The organism is Acinetobacter sp. YH12218, from assembly GCF_013417925.1.
In the GTDB taxonomy this organism is placed as follows: Bacteria; Pseudomonadota; Gammaproteobacteria; order Pseudomonadales; family Moraxellaceae; genus Acinetobacter; species Acinetobacter amyesii.
The window spans coordinates 1-16538 of record NZ_VPDB01000065.1 but is presented as its reverse complement, the minus strand read 5'-3'; the positions used below and the strand labels follow the sequence as shown (position 1 = coordinate 16538).

Genomic DNA, 16538 nt, shown 5'->3' with positions numbered 1-16538 from the left:
AATGGGAGTGCATGAGCTGTGGTACAGCTCATGATCGAGATATAAACTCAGCTCTAAACATTCTTGCGCTTGGGCATAAGCGTCTAGCTGTAGGAATCACCCTCTTTTAAGGGGGTGAGGATGTCAACTGCCCATGCTTGTTGTTTGGGTTGGTCATAAATCCCGGTTAATGGTGGATGTGCGCCTGCAAAAATAGGCAGATCCCATTCTTTTAAATCGACAATTTCAGTTTCTACGGTACTGTAGTCATAGCTTTCGATTTCTGAAAGTAGCCAGTTTGCAATCTTAATTGCCGTACGGCCTTCGCGGACACTGCCGACAATAATATGAAGTTTCATCGTATTTCCCGTCTTGTTTTAAAGTCTTGCATTAAATTAATATGAATTCGATCTGTTGCATATACAGAAAATGTATCGAGTCGATTGATAGTTATAAAAATAGTGATAAAAAAAGCTCCCGAAGGAGCTTTTTATTTGCTGAAACTTAGATCAGTTTCACGCCTTGTTGACCGGTAGGGGTCACTTTGAAAATTTCAACTTCAAAGGTGATATTTTTACCAGCTAGAGGGTGGTTGAAATCCACTTCGGTAATGTCTTCACCTACAGTTTTGATTACTCCATACAGACTTTGTTTGGCTTTATCTTCAAACTCAATCATATGGCCTTCAACAGGACGCTGCTCAAATTTGACGGTATCAAATTTTTGTACGTTTTCTGGGTTCCATGGACCAAAAGCATCTTCAGGAGGAAGGCTTACGGTACGGCGGTCACCTGCACGTAAACCGAATAAAGCTTTCTCAAAACCCGGTAATAAGCTGCCATCACCCATGACAAGGCTGACAGGTTCAGCACGGCTACGGGTATTGTCAATTTCTACGCCATTTTCAATAGCAACAGAAAAGTGAAGGTCTACTTTAGAGCCTTCTTCAATACGAGTTTCCTCGTTAGGATTGATAAAATCAGTCATTTTGCGCTTCCGCACGTTGAATTCGGTGTTTTTCTAAGAAAAACGTATCGATAAGAAGCAGAATCGTGCCTAAAGTAATGGCACTGTCTGCAATATTAAATGCAGGAAAGTGGCTGTTGTTGTAATACACGTGAATGAAATCCACCACATAACCTAAAGATACACGGTCAATTAAGTTACCGATTGCGCCTCCTAAAATCAGGGCAATGGCAATCGGAAGGACTTTCACGTTTTTTGGCATACGCATGAGCCAAAATACAAAAATGACAGACACAAGTCCTGCGAGTGAAGTAAAGAAATAACGTTGCCATCCACCGGCATCGGACAAGAAACTAAAGGCAGCGCCATAGTTATGTAGTAATGTCCAATTTAAAAAGGGCATGACAGGTACAGGATCTGCGTAGTTCAGATGTGTACTTGCAATCCATTTGGTCCATTGATCCAAAATAATGGCAACAATGGATAAGCCCACCCACACTAAATTGTGTGGGTAGAATTGAAAGAAGCCCTTTTTTTCTTGTGGATTAGGCATATTTTCTCTCTTCGCCTTGACCTGTAGGAAGGTTAATAATACAACGAGAACAAAGACCTGGATGTTCGTGATGTGTATTCACATCTGGCAGTACATGCCAGCAGCGTGCACATTTTTCACCGTCAGCAGCAGAGACTTTGACATTTAAACCGTCAAGGTCAGAGGCTTCGCCTTGTGCTGCGTCAAATTCATTAACAATCACTTGAGAGGTGATGAGGACAAAACGCAGTTCTTCACCGAATTTGTCTAAAACAGCTTTCAGTTCAGCATTGGCCCAAAGTTCAACTTTGGCAGACAAGTTTGAACCCACAGTTTTTGCAGTACGTGCAGCTTCAATAAACTTGTTTACTGCAGATTTGACGGTGATCAAGGTTTGCCATTCAGCTTCAGTCACCAGATTCGCTGTAGAGGCTACAGGAATGTCATACCACTCCGCAGTAAATACATATTTCTCAGATTGCTCTGGAATCAACGGCCAAGCTTCTTGTGCGGTAAAGCTCAAGATAGGAGACATCCAACGGACAAAGGCTTGAACCAAGTGATACAACGCCGTTTGTGCAGAATGACGCGCTGCTGAGTCTGCTTTGGTGGTGTACTGACGGTCTTTGATGATGTCGAGGTAGAAACCACCCAAGTCATTAATACAGAAGTTGGTCAATGCGCTGGTCACGATATGGAAGTTCATATCTTCATAGGCTTGTTGAATGGTTTTTTGTACTTCCGCCGCACGTTGCAAGATGTATTGATCAAGCGCGATCAATTGATCAACAGGCAAAGCATCCGTCGATGGTTTGAAGCCATTTAAGTTGGCCAACAAGAAACGCAACGTGTTACGGATACGGCGGTAACCATCTGATGCACGGCTAAAGATTTCTTTACCCGCAGTCATTTCATAACGGTAGTCTGCAGACGCGATCCAGAAACGTAGACCATCTGCACCCATGTCTTTGATGATGTCTTGTGGAGTGATCACGTTACCGATCGACTTCGACATTTTGCGGCCTTTCTCATCCACAACGAAGCCGTGAGTCAATAAGCCTTTGTACGGTGCACGGTTGTTAATTGCCATAGACGTCAACAATGAAGATTGGAACCAGCCACGATGTTGGTCAGAACCTTCAAGGTACAAGTCAGCAGGGTCTTGCAATTCTTCACGTTCACGAAGCACTGCAAAGTGTGTTGTTCCAGAGTCAAACCAAACGTCTAGCGTATCGCGAACCGCATTGTACTGCTCTGCATCTGCACCGATAAACTCAGACGCATCACGGTTATACCAACCGTCAATACCTTCTTGTTCAATCAGCTTCGCCACTTCTTCGATCAGCTCAGGTGTACGCGGGTGAAGTTCGTTAGTATCTTTATGCACGAAGAATGGAATTGGCACGCCCCATGTACGTTGACGTGAAATACACCAGTCTGGACGACCTTCAATCATCGATTGGATACGGTTTTTACCCCAATCCGGTACGAAGCTGATGTCATTTTCAATCGCGTTCAATGCACCTTGGCGTAAACCTTTTGCATCCATGCTGATGAACCATTGCGGTGTTGCACGGAAGATAATCGGTGTTTTATGGCGCCAGCAATGTGGATAGCTATGTTTGATCACCACATGTGCCCAAAGTTTGCCTGCTTCAGTTAAAGCAGCAATGATTTTTGGATTAGCTTTGTAGATGTGCTCGCCTGCAAAAATTGGTGCAGTCGGTAAATACACACCGTTGCCGCCAACTGGATTGTCGACTTTTAGGTTGTACTGTAAGCCAACTTTATAGTCGTCCACACCATGGCCTGGCGCGGTATGTACAGCACCTGTACCACTGCCGTCTGTGACATGCTCACCTAAGATTACTGGTACTTGGCGTTCAGCAATTAACGGATGTTGTAGTACTAGGTTTTCAAGTTTTGCACCAGCAAACTCAGCAATCACTTCAACTGCGTTAAAGCCATAACGCTGCGTTGCAGATTCAACCAATGATTTTGCAAGGATGAAGTTTTGCGCTGCTTTGTCTTCGCCAGTTGCTTTCACCAATTGGTATTCAAGCTCAGCATGTAGAGCAACCGCTTGGTTGGCAGGCATAGTCCAAGGCGTGGTTGTCCAGATTACGATATCTGTAGAATCGCTAACTGTAACACCTAGGCGTGCAGATAAATCAGCTAAATCAACAACGCTAAAACCCACGTCAATCGCATCTGATTTTTTGTCTTCGTATTCCACTTCAGCTTCAGCTAAGGCGGAACCACAGTCTAAACACCAGTTGACTGGTTTAAGACCCGGCTCAATATGGCCTGCTTTGGCAATTTCACCGAGCGAACGAACGATGTCTGCTTCTTGTTTGAAGTTCATGGTGAGGTAAGGATTGTCCCAATCACCAAATACACCCATACGCACGAAGTCTTTTTTCTGTAATTCGACTTGGGTGTAGGCATATTCACGGCAGGCTTTACGGAAAGTTGAGGCATCTACTTTTACGCCGACTTTACCGACTTTTTCTTCAACTTTCAGTTCGATTGGAAGACCGTGACAGTCCCAGCCTGGTACATACGGTGCGTCAAAACCGTCCATTACACGGCTTTTGATGATGATGTCTTTCAGGACTTTATTCACCGCATGGCCTAAGTGAATTTGGCCATTTGCGTATGGAGGGCCATCATGAAGCACATATTTTTTCTTGCCAATACGCGATGCACGAATCTGCTGATAAATGTTGTCGGCATACCACTCTTCTAACCATTTCGCTTCACGTACTGCGAGATTTGCTTTCATCGCAAATTCAGTACCTGGGAGGTTTAGCGTGGCTTTATAATCCACTGCATTTTCAGGAGTTTGCTTATCGCTCATGCAAGTTGTCTTCCAAATTTATCAGCCCGTTGACTGACGCGTTTTACAATAAATAATCGGGGTTTAAAAGGGGAAATGAGGGTGCTGACCTCGAAACTCAAGGAGCTTTTCGACGTCATCATCAATTCCCGCTTTCAGTGCTTCAAGCGAAGGGTAGTCCTTTTCGCCATGTAAAAAGTTCAAGAACGTCACCCGCATTAACAGGCCATACAGATTAGCAGAAACATCAGGAAAATGTACTTCTAATCGCCATTCAGGATGTTCCTGTTTAATCGCGGGACGCGTACCAACATGCCCTGCACCAAACAGGGCAGAGGGTGCATAACCTGCAACCCCTAATTTTTCAGCATTTTCGCTTTTTACTTTATCTGTTAAAGATTCGGTTTCACAAATGACATCGACTGCATAAATGCCATTTAAACAAGGTTTATGACGGTTTAAACGCACATTAATGGTAGGAAAATTAATCGTGCGACCGATTTGATCGCCATACTGCACACGACCTGTGATGCTATATGGACGACCTAAAAGTTTTGCGGCATGGGCAAGGTCGCCTGCTTGTAATGTCTGACGAACCAGTGTTGAACTGACACGTTCGCCATCGACTTCCACATTTTGCAGTGCTGTGACTTGGAAGCCGTATTGGCGTAAAAATTCGCTATTGCCTTGACGGTTTTTGCCAAAGTGGTGATCTTCGCCCAAAACTAAACTTTGTGTATTAAGCTTATTTTTTAAAATATCGGCAAATTCTTCAGCGCTGAGATTACGAAAGGCATTGTCAAATTTCGCCACCACAATATAGTCGACGCCTAGTTCAGTTAAATATTCGACTTTTTCACGTAGTGAACTGATTCGAGGCGGTGCATCATAAGCTTTAAAGAATTCAAGCGGTTGTGGCTCAAAAATCATCACAGCTGTTTTTAAGTTTTGTTGCTGTGCTATGTCTTTGAGCTGGCTGACCATCGCTTGATGACCCAAATGTACACCATCAAAATTGCCAATGGTCACGGCAGTTTTGGGGAGTTCTAAGTGGGGCGCTAAAGCATTCAGACGGAGCAGCTTCATGGGCGAATCAATTGTTGAAAATGTTTGAGGGCTATATATTGCCATAATCTTCTGCGTTCGTCTTGTTGTTGTGTTTTTACTCAAGTTTTTTTATGCAGAGATGAATTTACTATCAATAAAATAAATTATAAAAATAAATATTAATCAATTTTTCTTGTTTAATGGTGTGCTTAAACTATAGACATTCCATTTTGATGAGCATCATGCGATGAAAATGCCATTTTATCAACTCCAGCATAAACAAGACTTGATTCGTCATTTCACCCCAAACTGGTTTACGGTGGTGATGGGCACAGGTGTGGTGGCCCTCATTTTACCATCTATAGCGGTGGCGCCGCAGTGGATGTGGTCCTTCGGAGCAGCGCTGTGGCAGATCAGCATCGTGTTGTTCATATTGTTTAGTGGGATGTATCTCAGCCGATGGATATTGTACCCACAAGCAGATTTTCCAGCATCCAGTGATGAGTTTATTTCTTGGGGCGATCCCCATGGCACTGGCACCCCTGATCAATGGCGCATTGAAATTTGGCACCACGCTATACACAGAGTTTTTGGGCATGAGCATCATCACATGGGCTGAATATTTATGGTATGTCGATGTGTTGATGTCAATAGCGATTGCATGGTGTGTTCCATTTCTGATGTTTAGTCGTCAGCAACATGCGCTGCAAGGCATGACCGCAGTATGGTTATTGCCGATAGTGGCTTGCGAGGTGGTTGCCAGTTCAGGCGGTTTATTGTTGGCGCATTTACCTGCACAGGCCCATTCTGTCCATATTTTGCTGGGGAGTTATCTGCTTTGGGGGATCTCAGTATTTCCTGCATTTGCCATCTTAAGCATCTTGTTGCTGCGTCTGGCTTTACATCAATTGCCAAGTAAGGAAATGGCGATCAGCAGTTGGTTGGCCTTAGGACCGATTGGGACAGGGGCTTTAGCGCTGTTACTTTTGGGCGAGCAAGCCCCACGTATTTTGACAGCAGTAGACTTGGCAGATTTAGGACAGGTGTTGCTTCAAGGCGGCGTGTTCGCAGCCCTTGTTCTGCTCGGATTTGGTGTATGGTGGTTTGGAATCGCTATACTCATCACGCTAAAACATTTACGAGATTTACCCTTTAATCTCGGGTGGTGGGCGATGACATTTCCATTCGGCGTTTTTAGTTTGGCGGTCATCAATTTGGCGGAACATACGCAATTAAATGCTATCCAACAGTGCGGCACCTTTTTTGCAGTTTTGCTCTGTACGCTTTGGTTATTGGTGATGCTGAAAACTATACAAGGGTTTTATCGTGGCAGCTTATTTTTTTCTCCGTGTTTAAAAGCGTATTGTGATGCTCAGAGCACATCTTAAATTATGTCGGGTGAATGTAAATCCGTTGAAGAAAAATATAGCGCGTTGGCTTTGACGGATTTCAGCAAACAAATATAGAGCTTCTGCAAGCGTGTGATGCAGTTACGTTATTTTGCTATCCAAGCAAAACATTCATGTATAAAATTTGCGCGTATTTTCAAGAGATCAACAGGTTTCGAGATATAAACTTGCTTGTAGTGTAGGTGCTAGAGTAAGGATTATGGATTAAAACAAAAAAGATAAAAATAAGGATCGAATTATGTGTAATCAAACCAGTTTTTGGGATGATGCCAAAGGATTATTAGAAGAATGGTACGTCGCTTGTACCTCTAAAGAACTCAAAAAAGATCAGCCTTTTTCAGCCACCCTGTATGGTAAAAAATTTGTTCTGTTCCGACAAAAAGATGGAACAGCCGCTGCATTGCTCGATCAATGTGTGCATCGTGGTGTACCTTTGTCTAAGGGTAAAATGACCGATGGCTGCGTGACATGTCCATATCATGGTTGGTCGTATCAGGGCGATGGGCATGTGGCGCATATTCCTAGTGTCAATGGACAATTTTTTCCAGAAAAACCGCATCCCTTTAAACAGCGTAGTTTTGATGTATGTGAGCAAGATGGGGTGGTATGGATTTATCTCGGTGAAAAGCCCAAACAGGAACGCCCGGAAATATTTAAATTACCGTTTTATGATCAAGCCGGCTGGGTCAGCTATTACATGGTCGGCAGTTATGATGGCGAGATGGGCGCTGTTGCACAGAATATAATGGATGTAACCCATACCATATTTGTCCATGAAGGCTGGTTTCGTTCAGAGTCGGGAAAAGCCGTGGATGCCACCATAGATGTCGGGCCGCGCAAAGTAGTCGTTGACTATCATGACCATGATGCAGATGTCGGCATGATGCCATGGCTGACCAATCCGCATGGTGCTGAACAGGTCCACCGCGACAGTTTTATCGCGCCGAATATTACCTTGGTGGAATACCATTGGGGAGAGCCATCGGGCATGGTGTTTAATAGTCTGATTAGCCCTGTGGGGCCGTATGAGTCACGGGTTTATACCTGTGTCAGTTATAAATTTCCGATTCCAAAATTGTTGTCTAAGGCATTGATGCCGGCTGTGAATGCCTATACTTGGGTGGTCAACAAACAAGACATTAAAATTTTGTCAGCGCGAAGAGCTGGCATCGAGCATATGCCGATGACCCATTCGCATAGTGTGAGAGGGGATATGGCTCATATTGCCTTAGAAAAGATTTTAGATGCCTTACGTCATGACCAACAATTGGCACCATCTTTTATTGGCAAGCGGCCGATGCAATTTCAAATTTGATAGCATTCAAATCTGTGTGAGGAATTTATTTTCTGAGCAATGTGATTTTTGAAGATGATTTTTTCTGCGCACGTGCAAATGTATGCTATATGAAGGCATCAATTTGAGGAGACCGCTATGCGTCAGCAAATCGCTTTAATTATGGCACTGCCGAGTGAATCTAAAGGCTTGTTTGAAGCCGCAGGCATTGAAGTACATTACAGTGGTATTGGTAAAGTCAATGCCGCATTTAAAGCCTTTGATGTGATTCAAAAAACCGGATGTCATACTTTGCTGAATTTGGGCACTGCGGGAAGTTCACATTTTGATGCACATGCTTTGGTTGAAGTAGCTCAATTTGTACAACGGGATATGGATGTATCGCCTTTGGGTTTTGATGTGGGGGTGACGCCGATGGATACCGATCATCCTGCTGAAATTCAGCCAGAGAGCATGTTTAGCCATTTGCCTAAAGGAATTTGTGGTACAGGCGACAGCTTTGAAACTGGGCTGCCGAAAGTACCGTGTAATCTTGTCGATATGGAAGGCTACGCAATCGCTAAAGTATGTAAAAAACTGGGTGTTCGCTTTGTATCGGTAAAATATATTACCGATGGTGCGAATGACACAGCGCATCTGGATTGGGAAGAAAATTTATTATTCGGCGCAAAGAAATTATTGAAATTATATCAAACAGTCAAATAAGGCATTTAGCTAATTTCGGTCGGCGACCATAGAATGCTATGGTCGTATGCCAATTCGACCCAATTCAATTTACTTTTCTGGGCGTGGAATTACACCGTAAAGCATCATATGAACGGTATGTTGAATAATCCGTTGTTGCATACTGCGATTACGTAAGGTTTTTCCAGTGACCATTTCCATTTGGGTTGCAAAGTCAGCATAGTTTTGCGTAATTGCCCAAATGTTCAGAATTAAAAGTTCTGGATCAATATCTTTTGAAATTTTACCTTGCTCTTGCCAGTTGCTGATGACTTTGGCTTTGCGTTTAACTAATTTTTTTAGTGGGCCTTTTAAAATTTCAAGAATGTGTGGTGCGCCCTGAATGACTTCAAGTGCGAACAAACGTGAGGCTTTCGGTTGCGTACGAGATACTTCAATTTTCTGCAATAGATAATTGGTGATCGCTTCTTCAGGCTCAAGGTCTGCTTCCAACATTTGTAGCGGAGCAAGCCACTTTTGTAGAACCGTTGTCAGAACTTCAACATAAAGCGCTTCTTTATTTTCATAGTAATAGAAAATATTCGATTTATGCATTTCTGCAATCTGTGCGATCTCATCCAAGCTGGCGCCATTGAAGCCATACAGGGAAAAGACATCCAGTGCTGCATTAAGCAACTGGTGGCGTTTCTGGGTACTCTTTTTTTGTTCCATTAGCTCTTTTAAGAAAATGAAAAGGGAATATTGAATTGTACGGCAAATCAACAGATTTGTGCACAATCATCGTTTTTAATTTTATGAATTTTGGCAGTTTATTCTATTCAACGGTCAAATAAATACGACGAATGCCATAATATTTCAAATAATCATTTTAGGGTGAAATTTAAATAAATCATTATTTTTAGTCATGGATTTATATGATTTGTCGTAATTTTTGTGATGTATTTGTCAACAGGCGATAAATCTCCCCTCAATGCAAAACATGGTTTTGTTGCGATATTGCTCTTGAACAGGACAGGAAGTCACACGGTTTAAGTGATGATTTCCTGCACAAGTACAGCTTAAGTGGCCAAGACAGCTTGTAAGACTTGTTGTTCAAGTTCAGTAAATTCAATGCCTTTTTTTCGTGGACGGGCCAAATCGACACGAAATTCTTTGGCAATATGGCCTTTATCTAGCAAGATAATTCGGTCTGCTAACTGCACGGCTTCACTTACATCATGTGTGACCAAAATTGCGGTAAAACCCTGTTCAGTCCAAAGTTTTTCAATCAAATTCTGCATATCTAAACGTGTTAAGGCATCGAGCGCACCCAGTGGTTCATCTAGCAGCAAAATGCGTGGTTTATGTGACAAAGCACGTGCCAGTGCAGTACGTTGACGTTGCCCCCCTGACAGCTGTGTTGGCCAAAGCCCTGCTTTGTCTTTTAAACCGACTTTTTCGAGGAGTGCTGTAGCATTGGCGTGTTGGTCTTTGCTTAAACCAAGTTGTACATTTTTCTCAATGCTACGCCAAGGCAGGAGGCGAGGGTCTTGGAACATCACACGAATATCATCACTGGTGATGCCTTCACGAATATGACGTGCAGACTTAAATTTAATTTCGCCATAACTCGGTTTTTCTAAGTCGGCGATGAGGCGAAGCAGGGTACTTTTACCACAGCCACTACGACCGACAATTGCTAAGAATTCACCGGGTTGAATATGTAGGTCAAGGTCTTTAAGGACTTTAACATCGCCATAAAATTTGTGTAGTTGTTCAATCAGGATCTCTGCGCCCAACACCGCATGGGGATTGATATCCTCGACAGAAGAACGCTGAGGTTGGGTTGAGTCGTCTGCATGACGGCTTATGCTTAAATCGGTCATCACATGCTCCTTATTTTTGGTAACCCGAGTGCCAACGGAGTAAATATTTTTCTAAGGCAACAGCCAGTACATCGGCCAATTTACCGAGTAGGGCATACAATAAAATCCCGACCAAGACGATGTCGGTTTGCAGAAATTCACGTGCGTTCATGGTCATATAACCGATGCCGGCTTGTGCAGAAATGGTTTCTGCCACAATCAACAGAACCCAAACGAGCCCGAGTGAAAAACGCAGACCAACCAAAATAGACGGCATCGCCCCCGGTAGAATGATTTCTTTATACAGTTGCCAGCCACTCAAACCGTAGCTTTTGCCCATTTCAATCAGTTGAGGGTCTACAGAACGAATACCATGATAGGTGTTGATATAAATGGGAAAGAATACGCCAATAGCGACTAAAAACAGCTTGGCCGATTCATCGATCCCAAACCATAAAATCACCAAGGGAATCAGGGCAAGAGCAGGAATGTTACGGATCATTTGCAGCGTGGTGTCGAGTAGCGTCGATGCTGTTTTGGATGAACCATTTAGCAGCCCTAAAAAAAGACCTAAACCACCGCCGACTAGAAGTCCCACCAAGGCCCGACCCGCACTGATTTGAACATGCTTCCACAGTTCACCACTGATCAGTAAGTTCCAAAAGGCCACCACCACCGCACTTGGCGCAGGCAAAATACGACTTTCTAATAGCCCTGTAACTGAGGCAATTTGCCATACAATAATTAATGCAATAGGAAACAACCAAGGCAGCAAACGCTGCCCGAGTTGTGTTCCACGTGAAACCTTCGGTGCTTTGAAGGTTTCAACAGAAACAGTTTTGGACATTAGGCCGGCTCCTGAATCTTTTCAGCTTTTTTATTTTCATCTGGGGTGTAGTTGTTCGCGACAATCTCACCAAATGGGCCGGTTAGGTTAGGTTGAACCAATTTTTGACGTGTTTCCAATGGCAGTAGTGGGAACACCAATTCTGCAAAACGGATAGACTCTTCTAGGTGTGGGTAACCAGAGAAAATAAAGGTGCTAATCCCGAGATCGGCATATTCTTGGATACGTGCGGCGACGGTTTCAGGATCACCAACGAGTGCCGTACCTGCACCACCACGAACCAATCCAACACCTGCCCATAAGTTTGGCGATACTTCTAATTTGCTACGGTCGCCATTGTGCAGTTCAGCCATACGGCGTTGCCCTACAGAGTCCATGGTTTTGAACTTGGCTTGTGCGGCTGCAATGGTGGCATCGTCGACATATTGGATTAGCTCTTCAGCTGCTTTCCATGCCTCTTCATTGGTTTCGCGTACAATGACATGCAAACGAATGCCATAATTCAGTTCACGCCCTTTGGCTTTGGCTTTTTCACGCACTACTGCAATTTTTTCTTTTACCGCAGCAGGTGGCTCACCCCAAGTCAAATAGGTGTCAACTTGATCTGTCGCTAATTCAACAGCAGCCTCCGAAGAACCGCCAAACCACAGCGGTGGATATGGTTTTTGTACTGGTGGATAGAGTAATTTGGCGTCGTCCACACTCAGGCGTTCGCCATGGAAGGTATAGCTTTCACCAGTATGTGAACGGGTTAAAATTTCACGCCAAATGGTGGTGTATTCCGCGGCAGTTTGGTAACGCGTCGCATGATCTTCATAGACACCATCCCCCTTGAGTTCTTGCTCATCACCGCCTGTAACTAAATTCAGTAAGATACGACCGCCAGATAAACGGTCAAATGTTGCAGCCATACGTGCAGTCAGTGCAGGCGTTGTCACCCCTGGACGTAGCGCGACTAGAAATTTTAAATTTTTAGTGGCATCGATCAAACTTGCAGCTGTAAGCCATGGATCTTCACATGAACGACCTGTCGGAATCAGAACGCCTTCATAGCCAAGATTATCCACCGCTACTGCAATTTGCTTCATGTAGGCATGATCGACTTGGCGTGCACCTTTACTTGTTCCTAAGTAGCGACTGTCACCGTGGGTAGGGATAAACCAGAAAATTTTCATGTTCAGTTCCTTGTATTTTTGATGGCTCGGGTATCAATGTGATGAAGGTGTCCAAACTTGCTTTTGGACTTGAATGTTGTTTGGAATCAGTTGGACTTGTTTGAATAAGTCCGCAATATTTTGCTGTGCTTGTATGACCTCAGGTGTCAGCGGGCGCACAGGAGAGGGTTTAGATCGGCGAGAAAAGGCTTGCGCAGCAATGTTCTTTTGCAGCCCTGTGCTGTTTTGATAAATCTCTAAAGCCACATTTTGGTTCTTCACAATCCACTGATCGGAAGCGTCTAGGGCCTTCAAAAATTTAGCTGGGGCATCAGGGTGTGCTTGAACGACTTTTGGATTTGCCACATAAAATGAATAGGTCTTTGGAAAATCACCGGATTGAATCAGCACTTTAGCCTGAGCATCCAACTCCGCTGCAGATAAAAACGGGTCCCAAATGGCCCATGCATCAATTGATTTTTTATCAAATGCGGCCCGTGCATCTGCTGGTGGAATCCAAATTGGTTGGATATCGCTCCAAGTCAAACCGGCTTTTTCTAAAGTTTTGGCTAATAACTCATGCGCACTCGAGCCTTTTTGCACAGCAACACGTTTGCCACGTAATTCTTGAATGGTCTTGATTGAGCTATCCGCAGGAATCACGACAGCAAGCGACTGTTCAGGCACCACTTCATAGCCAATATAATTCAGGTCTTTATTGGCAGCTTGGGCAAAAATAGGCGGGGTGTTGCCGACATAGCCATAATCCACCGCACCGACCGCAAGGGCTTCTAACATTTGTGGGCCAGCAGGGAACTCCTTCCACTCAATGTGAGCGCCGGGAAATTGTTGTTCAAAGAGCTTTTGTTCACGGGCAACCAGCAAATTTAAGGCTGATTTTTGAAAACCGATAACCAAGGTTTTTACGGCTGTTTCAGCTGGTTTTTCACGATCCTGCTGTGCTGTTTCTTGTTTTTGGCAGGCACTGAGTCCAAAGCCAAAAGTGGCTAAAGTCAGTATGGAAAATGTTCTTAGAATACGCATGGAATCGCCCTTATGCTGTGGTCGGCTTATTTGATAATGGCCGACTCAATATTTAATTTATTTGGAATTAATTTTTCGTTATAAAACGCATCAGCGACTTGCTGCTGCTCCTGCGCCACTTGTGCAGTAATCGGTGTCACTTAATTGCCTAAGCGTGAAATAGATGTTTTAAGCACATCTAGACCTAAGCCTGTTTTGCCTTCGAGTAACTTGGCCGCTTCATCTTGATTTTTTGAGACCCATTGCGTGGTCAAATTCAACTCATTCACCACAGCTTGCAGGACTTTTGGATTTTCCTGAGCAAATTTACGATCGGCCAAATAGAACTGGTAGTTCTTCACCAAGTTTTCGCCATTGGCAATGGTGCGAGCATTAAGTTGATGCTCAGCAGCAGAAAGGAACGGGTCCCAAATTACCCATGCATCGACTGCACCTTTTTCAAAAGCAGCACGTGCATCGGCAGGCGGTAAATACACGACATTGATGTCGCTAAATTTAAGCTGATTGGCTTCCAATAGCTTGAGTAACAGGTAATGCACGTTTGAGCCTTTGTTTAAGACCACACGTTTACCTTTTAAGTCCTGAATACTGTGAATAGCCGAATCTTTTTGCACAATTAACGCTTCAGCTTTTGGAACAGCAGGTTGGTTGGCAATGTAAACCAAATCAGTTTGAGCGGCTTGAGCAAAGATAGGCGGTGCTTCACCGACTTCACCAAATGACACGCTGCCCACATTGAGGCCTTCAAGCAGCTGTGGACCCGCAGGAAATTCGACCCATTTGATATTTACACCTTGGCTTTTTAAGGCTGTTTCTAAGGTTCCGCGTTCTTTTAAAATTGGCAATAAGCCATATTTTTGGAAGCCGATATTTAAGGTGACATTTTCTTCAGCCTCTTTTTTGCCACAGCCCGACATCATCATGGCACCCACAACCGCTGTAGACAGTACAAGTGTTTTTGTCCAAAGTTTTGCTTTGTGCGTACGCATGTGTTGCTCCTATAAAGGTCTAAATGTGCAGAACTGTTGATTTATGAACACATAAGCTAAAGAGTTTTCTTTTTCGAAAAAAATAAGAAAACTTAAATTTAAAATCAGGAAAAAAGATAAATAAATATCAGCAAAACTTATGAAAAATTATGATTTTAGAAAAACATATAATGTGTCAAAGTATTATTTTAAGTTATTGAAAATTATTCATTTATTGTATTTATTTAAATGATAGATATCGTTATTCTGTGGCTTGCATAGTGATTTGAGAGCCTAGACAAAGGATTCGGCATAACCTTATGCAAAATAATGCTATTCAGCGCATAGAAAAAGCCACTTTAAAGTGACTTTTTACAAACCAATGAGTTTCTTTGATAGTTATATAAGGCCTGACGGGCATTCGGTAAGTCATCGACACTGACTTGTTCAAAACCTTGTTCAAGGAACCAATGCGCTGTTCGTGTGGTCAAAATAAACAATTGTTCAATACCTATATCTCGCGCTTTTTCTTCTAAATAATGCAAAATTTGGCTACCGCGATTTGATTTTCGATACCCCGGATGCACAGCCACACACGCGATTTCAGCAGAGCGTTTTTCATCCCCTGTGACAGGAATCGGGTACAACGCAGCACAGGCCAAAATCGTACCGTCACGTTCAATCACTGCAAATTGTCCAATTTCATTTTCTAAACGCTCGCGTGAGCGATAAACCAAGATACCTTCTTGTTCGAGAGGGCGTAAGAGATTGATTAAGCCACCAACATCTTGAATATCGGCAGTACGCACTTCTTCATAATGCGCATCGGTGATCATGGTGCCAGAACCGTCACGTGTGAACAATTCTTCGATCAATGCGCCATCATAGGCATATGAAATAAGATGAACACGGTGTACGCCTTGTAACGAGGCATCTTTAGCAACGCTTAAATGCAGGGCAATATCAGGATTAGAATCTTGATATTGCAAAATATGCTGATCAAGTTGATGAGGTGTAATTTCGCGTTGTAGCTGCCCATGTTCATTGTGCAAACCGTGTTGTTTGCCCAAGAAAATCAACTTATCCGCTTCTAAACTGATCGCGGTTTTGGTCGCAACTTCTTCAGCCAATAAATTAAACACTTCTCCTGTAGTGGAATAACCTGTCGGCCCAAGCACCACAATGTTTTGGCTCTCTAAATGACGTTGAATTGCGTCGATATCGACGGAACGAACTTCACCAGACAGTTGAAAATCGATACCATCACGAATGCCATACGGTTTTGCCGTGACTAAATTACCTGAGACCACATCAATACGCGCGCCGTACATCGGTGAGTTGGCTAAACCCATAGATAGGAGGGCTTCAATTTGCAGACGAATGGAGCCAACAGCATTCATCACAGCAGGTAAAGATTCGCGAGTGGTGATGCGACGATGATGATGAAACGGTGTCTGGATGCCGCTGCTTTGTAAATTATGATTGATTTGCGGACGGGCACCATGCACCAAAATTAGACGAATACCAAGCGAGTGTAATAAGGCAATATCGTGAATAATGTGTTGAAAATTTTCATGTTGCAGCGCTTCACCATCAAACATGATGACAAAGGTTTTGTTGCGATGCGCATTAATATAGGGTGCAGAATGACGGAACCAATGCACATACTGTAAGGTTGTGCTGGAAGATGGTTCAGTGATATTCGTTTGCATGCCTATGCCTGTTTATTCGCTTTGGTATGGATGATTCTAAACAAAAACATATGACAGCGGAAAGCAAATTTGACATCCTCACCCCCTTAAACGAGGGTGATTCCTACAGCTAGACGCTTATGCCCAAGCGCAAGAATGTTTAGAGCTGAGTTTATATCTCGATCATGAGCTGTACCACAGCTCATGCACTCCCATTCTCTTATTCCAAGATCTGTCTTA

Annotated in this window: 14 protein-coding genes and 3 pseudogenes; 4 read left to right on the top strand and 13 right to left on the bottom strand. The window is 43.5% G+C overall.

Translation table 11 applies throughout. The features are described 5' to 3' along the window. Positions 1–110, top strand: a 110-nt coding sequence (locus tag FTV03_RS14325) for a zinc ribbon domain-containing protein (protein WP_179994364.1), incomplete at its 5' end; no start/stop codon positions are given. Positions 111–128: 18 nt separating this feature from the next. Here the strand turns inward: FTV03_RS14325 and FTV03_RS14320 are convergent. The 5 genes and pseudogenes from FTV03_RS14320 to ribF form a co-directional block, all read right to left on the bottom strand. After that, positions 129–338, bottom strand: a pseudogene (locus FTV03_RS14320) (NADPH-dependent FMN reductase); the annotation flags it as partial. A 145-nt stretch (positions 339–483) separates the two neighbouring features. Beyond that, positions 484–966 (bottom strand): peptidylprolyl isomerase, encoded by a 483-nt coding sequence (locus tag FTV03_RS14315; protein WP_180041898.1) that lies wholly within the window; start codon positions 964–966, stop codon positions 484–486. Next, positions 959–1498 (bottom strand): signal peptidase II, encoded by a 540-nt coding sequence (gene lspA / locus FTV03_RS14310; protein WP_078190655.1) that lies wholly within the window; start codon positions 1496–1498, stop codon positions 959–961. The genes FTV03_RS14315 and lspA overlap by 8 nt, the downstream gene beginning before the upstream one ends. Beyond that, the gene (ileS, locus tag FTV03_RS14305) at positions 1491–4337 is read right to left on the bottom strand and encodes an isoleucine--tRNA ligase (RefSeq protein ID WP_111886017.1); all 2847 of its coding nucleotides are present in this window, start codon (positions 4335–4337) and stop codon (positions 1491–1493) included. Before ileS ends, lspA begins: the two co-directional genes overlap by 8 nt. Positions 4338–4400: 63 nt before the next feature. Next, complete coding sequence (gene ribF / locus FTV03_RS14300; RefSeq protein WP_180041896.1) at positions 4401–5402, bottom strand: riboflavin biosynthesis protein RibF; 1002 nt, start codon at positions 5400–5402, stop codon at positions 4401–4403. 208 nt (positions 5403–5610) lie between these two features. On the opposite strand from ribF, the pseudogene FTV03_RS14295 reads away from it, so the two are divergent. The 3 genes and pseudogenes from FTV03_RS14295 to FTV03_RS14285 all read left to right on the top strand — a co-directional run bounded on the left by FTV03_RS14295 (position 5611) and on the right by FTV03_RS14285 (position 8771). After that, positions 5611–6751 (top strand): annotated as a pseudogene (locus FTV03_RS14295) (TDT family transporter). Between the two features lie 259 nt (positions 6752–7010). Beyond that, positions 7011–8087 (top strand): aromatic ring-hydroxylating dioxygenase subunit alpha, encoded by a 1077-nt coding sequence (locus FTV03_RS14290; RefSeq protein WP_168379801.1) that lies wholly within the window; start codon positions 7011–7013, stop codon positions 8085–8087. Positions 8088–8204: 117 nt separating this feature from the next. After that, entirely contained in the window at positions 8205–8771 is a 567-nt protein-coding gene (locus tag FTV03_RS14285) for a 5'-nucleosidase (RefSeq protein ID WP_111886021.1), read from the top strand. A gap of 69 nt (positions 8772–8840) precedes the next feature. Here FTV03_RS14285 and FTV03_RS14280 read toward each other — a convergent pair whose 3' ends face one another. From FTV03_RS14280 to FTV03_RS14245, 8 genes and pseudogenes are all read right to left on the bottom strand, one after another. Beyond that, on the bottom strand, positions 8841–9461 hold the full coding sequence (locus FTV03_RS14280; RefSeq protein ID WP_078190649.1) for a TetR/AcrR family transcriptional regulator: 621 nt from the start codon (positions 9459–9461) through the stop codon (positions 8841–8843). A 347-nt stretch (positions 9462–9808) separates the two neighbouring features. Continuing rightward, a complete protein-coding gene (locus FTV03_RS14275) occupies positions 9809–10615 on the bottom strand; it encodes an ABC transporter ATP-binding protein (RefSeq protein ID WP_180041894.1) in 807 nt (268 codons plus the stop codon). Between the two features lie 10 nt (positions 10616–10625). Next, positions 10626–11441: an aliphatic sulfonate ABC transporter permease SsuC gene (gene ssuC / locus FTV03_RS14270; protein WP_078190647.1), complete on the bottom strand. Its 816-nt coding sequence runs from the start codon at positions 11439–11441 to the stop codon at positions 10626–10628. Then, positions 11441–12616 carry an FMNH2-dependent alkanesulfonate monooxygenase gene (gene ssuD, locus FTV03_RS14265; RefSeq protein WP_168379803.1) on the bottom strand — a complete coding sequence of 392 codons (1176 nt, stop codon included), beginning with the start codon at positions 12614–12616 and terminating at the stop codon, positions 11441–11443. The genes ssuC and ssuD overlap by 1 nt, the downstream gene beginning before the upstream one ends. Before the next feature lie 33 nt (positions 12617–12649). Further along, on the bottom strand, positions 12650–13639 hold the full coding sequence (locus tag FTV03_RS14260) for an aliphatic sulfonate ABC transporter substrate-binding protein (protein ID WP_180041892.1): 990 nt from the start codon (positions 13637–13639) through the stop codon (positions 12650–12652). A gap of 26 nt (positions 13640–13665) precedes the next feature. Further along, positions 13666–14628: pseudogene (locus tag FTV03_RS14255) on the bottom strand (sulfonate ABC transporter substrate-binding protein). A gap of 338 nt (positions 14629–14966) precedes the next feature. Then, complete coding sequence (gene argA / locus FTV03_RS14250; RefSeq protein ID WP_180041890.1) at positions 14967–16319, bottom strand: amino-acid N-acetyltransferase; 1353 nt, start codon at positions 16317–16319, stop codon at positions 14967–14969. Positions 16320–16405: 86 nt separating this feature from the next. Further along, positions 16406–16538: zinc ribbon domain-containing protein (locus FTV03_RS14245; RefSeq protein WP_180041888.1), on the bottom strand; the 133-nt coding region annotated here is incomplete at its 5' end.

Excerpts from the sequence above, each read along its gene's own strand:
- FTV03_RS14315 (WP_180041898.1), bottom strand. The coding sequence starts at position 966 with ATGACTGATTTTATCAATCCTAACGAGGAAACTCGTATTGAAGAAGGC.
- lspA (WP_078190655.1), bottom strand. The coding sequence starts at position 1,498 with ATGCCTAATCCACAAGAAAAAAAGGGCTTCTTTCAATTCTACCCACAC.
- ileS (WP_111886017.1), bottom strand. The coding sequence starts at position 4,337 with ATGAGCGATAAGCAAACTCCTGAAAATGCAGTGGATTATAAAGCCACG.
- ribF (WP_180041896.1), bottom strand. The coding sequence starts at position 5,402 with ATGAAGCTGCTCCGTCTGAATGCTTTAGCGCCCCACTTAGAACTCCCC.
- FTV03_RS14290 (WP_168379801.1), top strand. The coding sequence starts at position 7,011 with ATGTGTAATCAAACCAGTTTTTGGGATGATGCCAAAGGATTATTAGAA.
- FTV03_RS14285 (WP_111886021.1), top strand. The coding sequence starts at position 8,205 with ATGCGTCAGCAAATCGCTTTAATTATGGCACTGCCGAGTGAATCTAAA.
- FTV03_RS14280 (WP_078190649.1), bottom strand. The coding sequence starts at position 9,461 with ATGGAACAAAAAAAGAGTACCCAGAAACGCCACCAGTTGCTTAATGCA.
- FTV03_RS14275 (WP_180041894.1), bottom strand. The coding sequence starts at position 10,615 with ATGACCGATTTAAGCATAAGCCGTCATGCAGACGACTCAACCCAACCT.
- ssuC (WP_078190647.1), bottom strand. The coding sequence starts at position 11,441 with ATGTCCAAAACTGTTTCTGTTGAAACCTTCAAAGCACCGAAGGTTTCA.
- ssuD (WP_168379803.1), bottom strand. The coding sequence starts at position 12,616 with ATGAAAATTTTCTGGTTTATCCCTACCCACGGTGACAGTCGCTACTTA.
- FTV03_RS14260 (WP_180041892.1), bottom strand. The coding sequence starts at position 13,639 with ATGCGTATTCTAAGAACATTTTCCATACTGACTTTAGCCACTTTTGGC.
- argA (WP_180041890.1), bottom strand. The coding sequence starts at position 16,319 with ATGCAAACGAATATCACTGAACCATCTTCCAGCACAACCTTACAGTAT.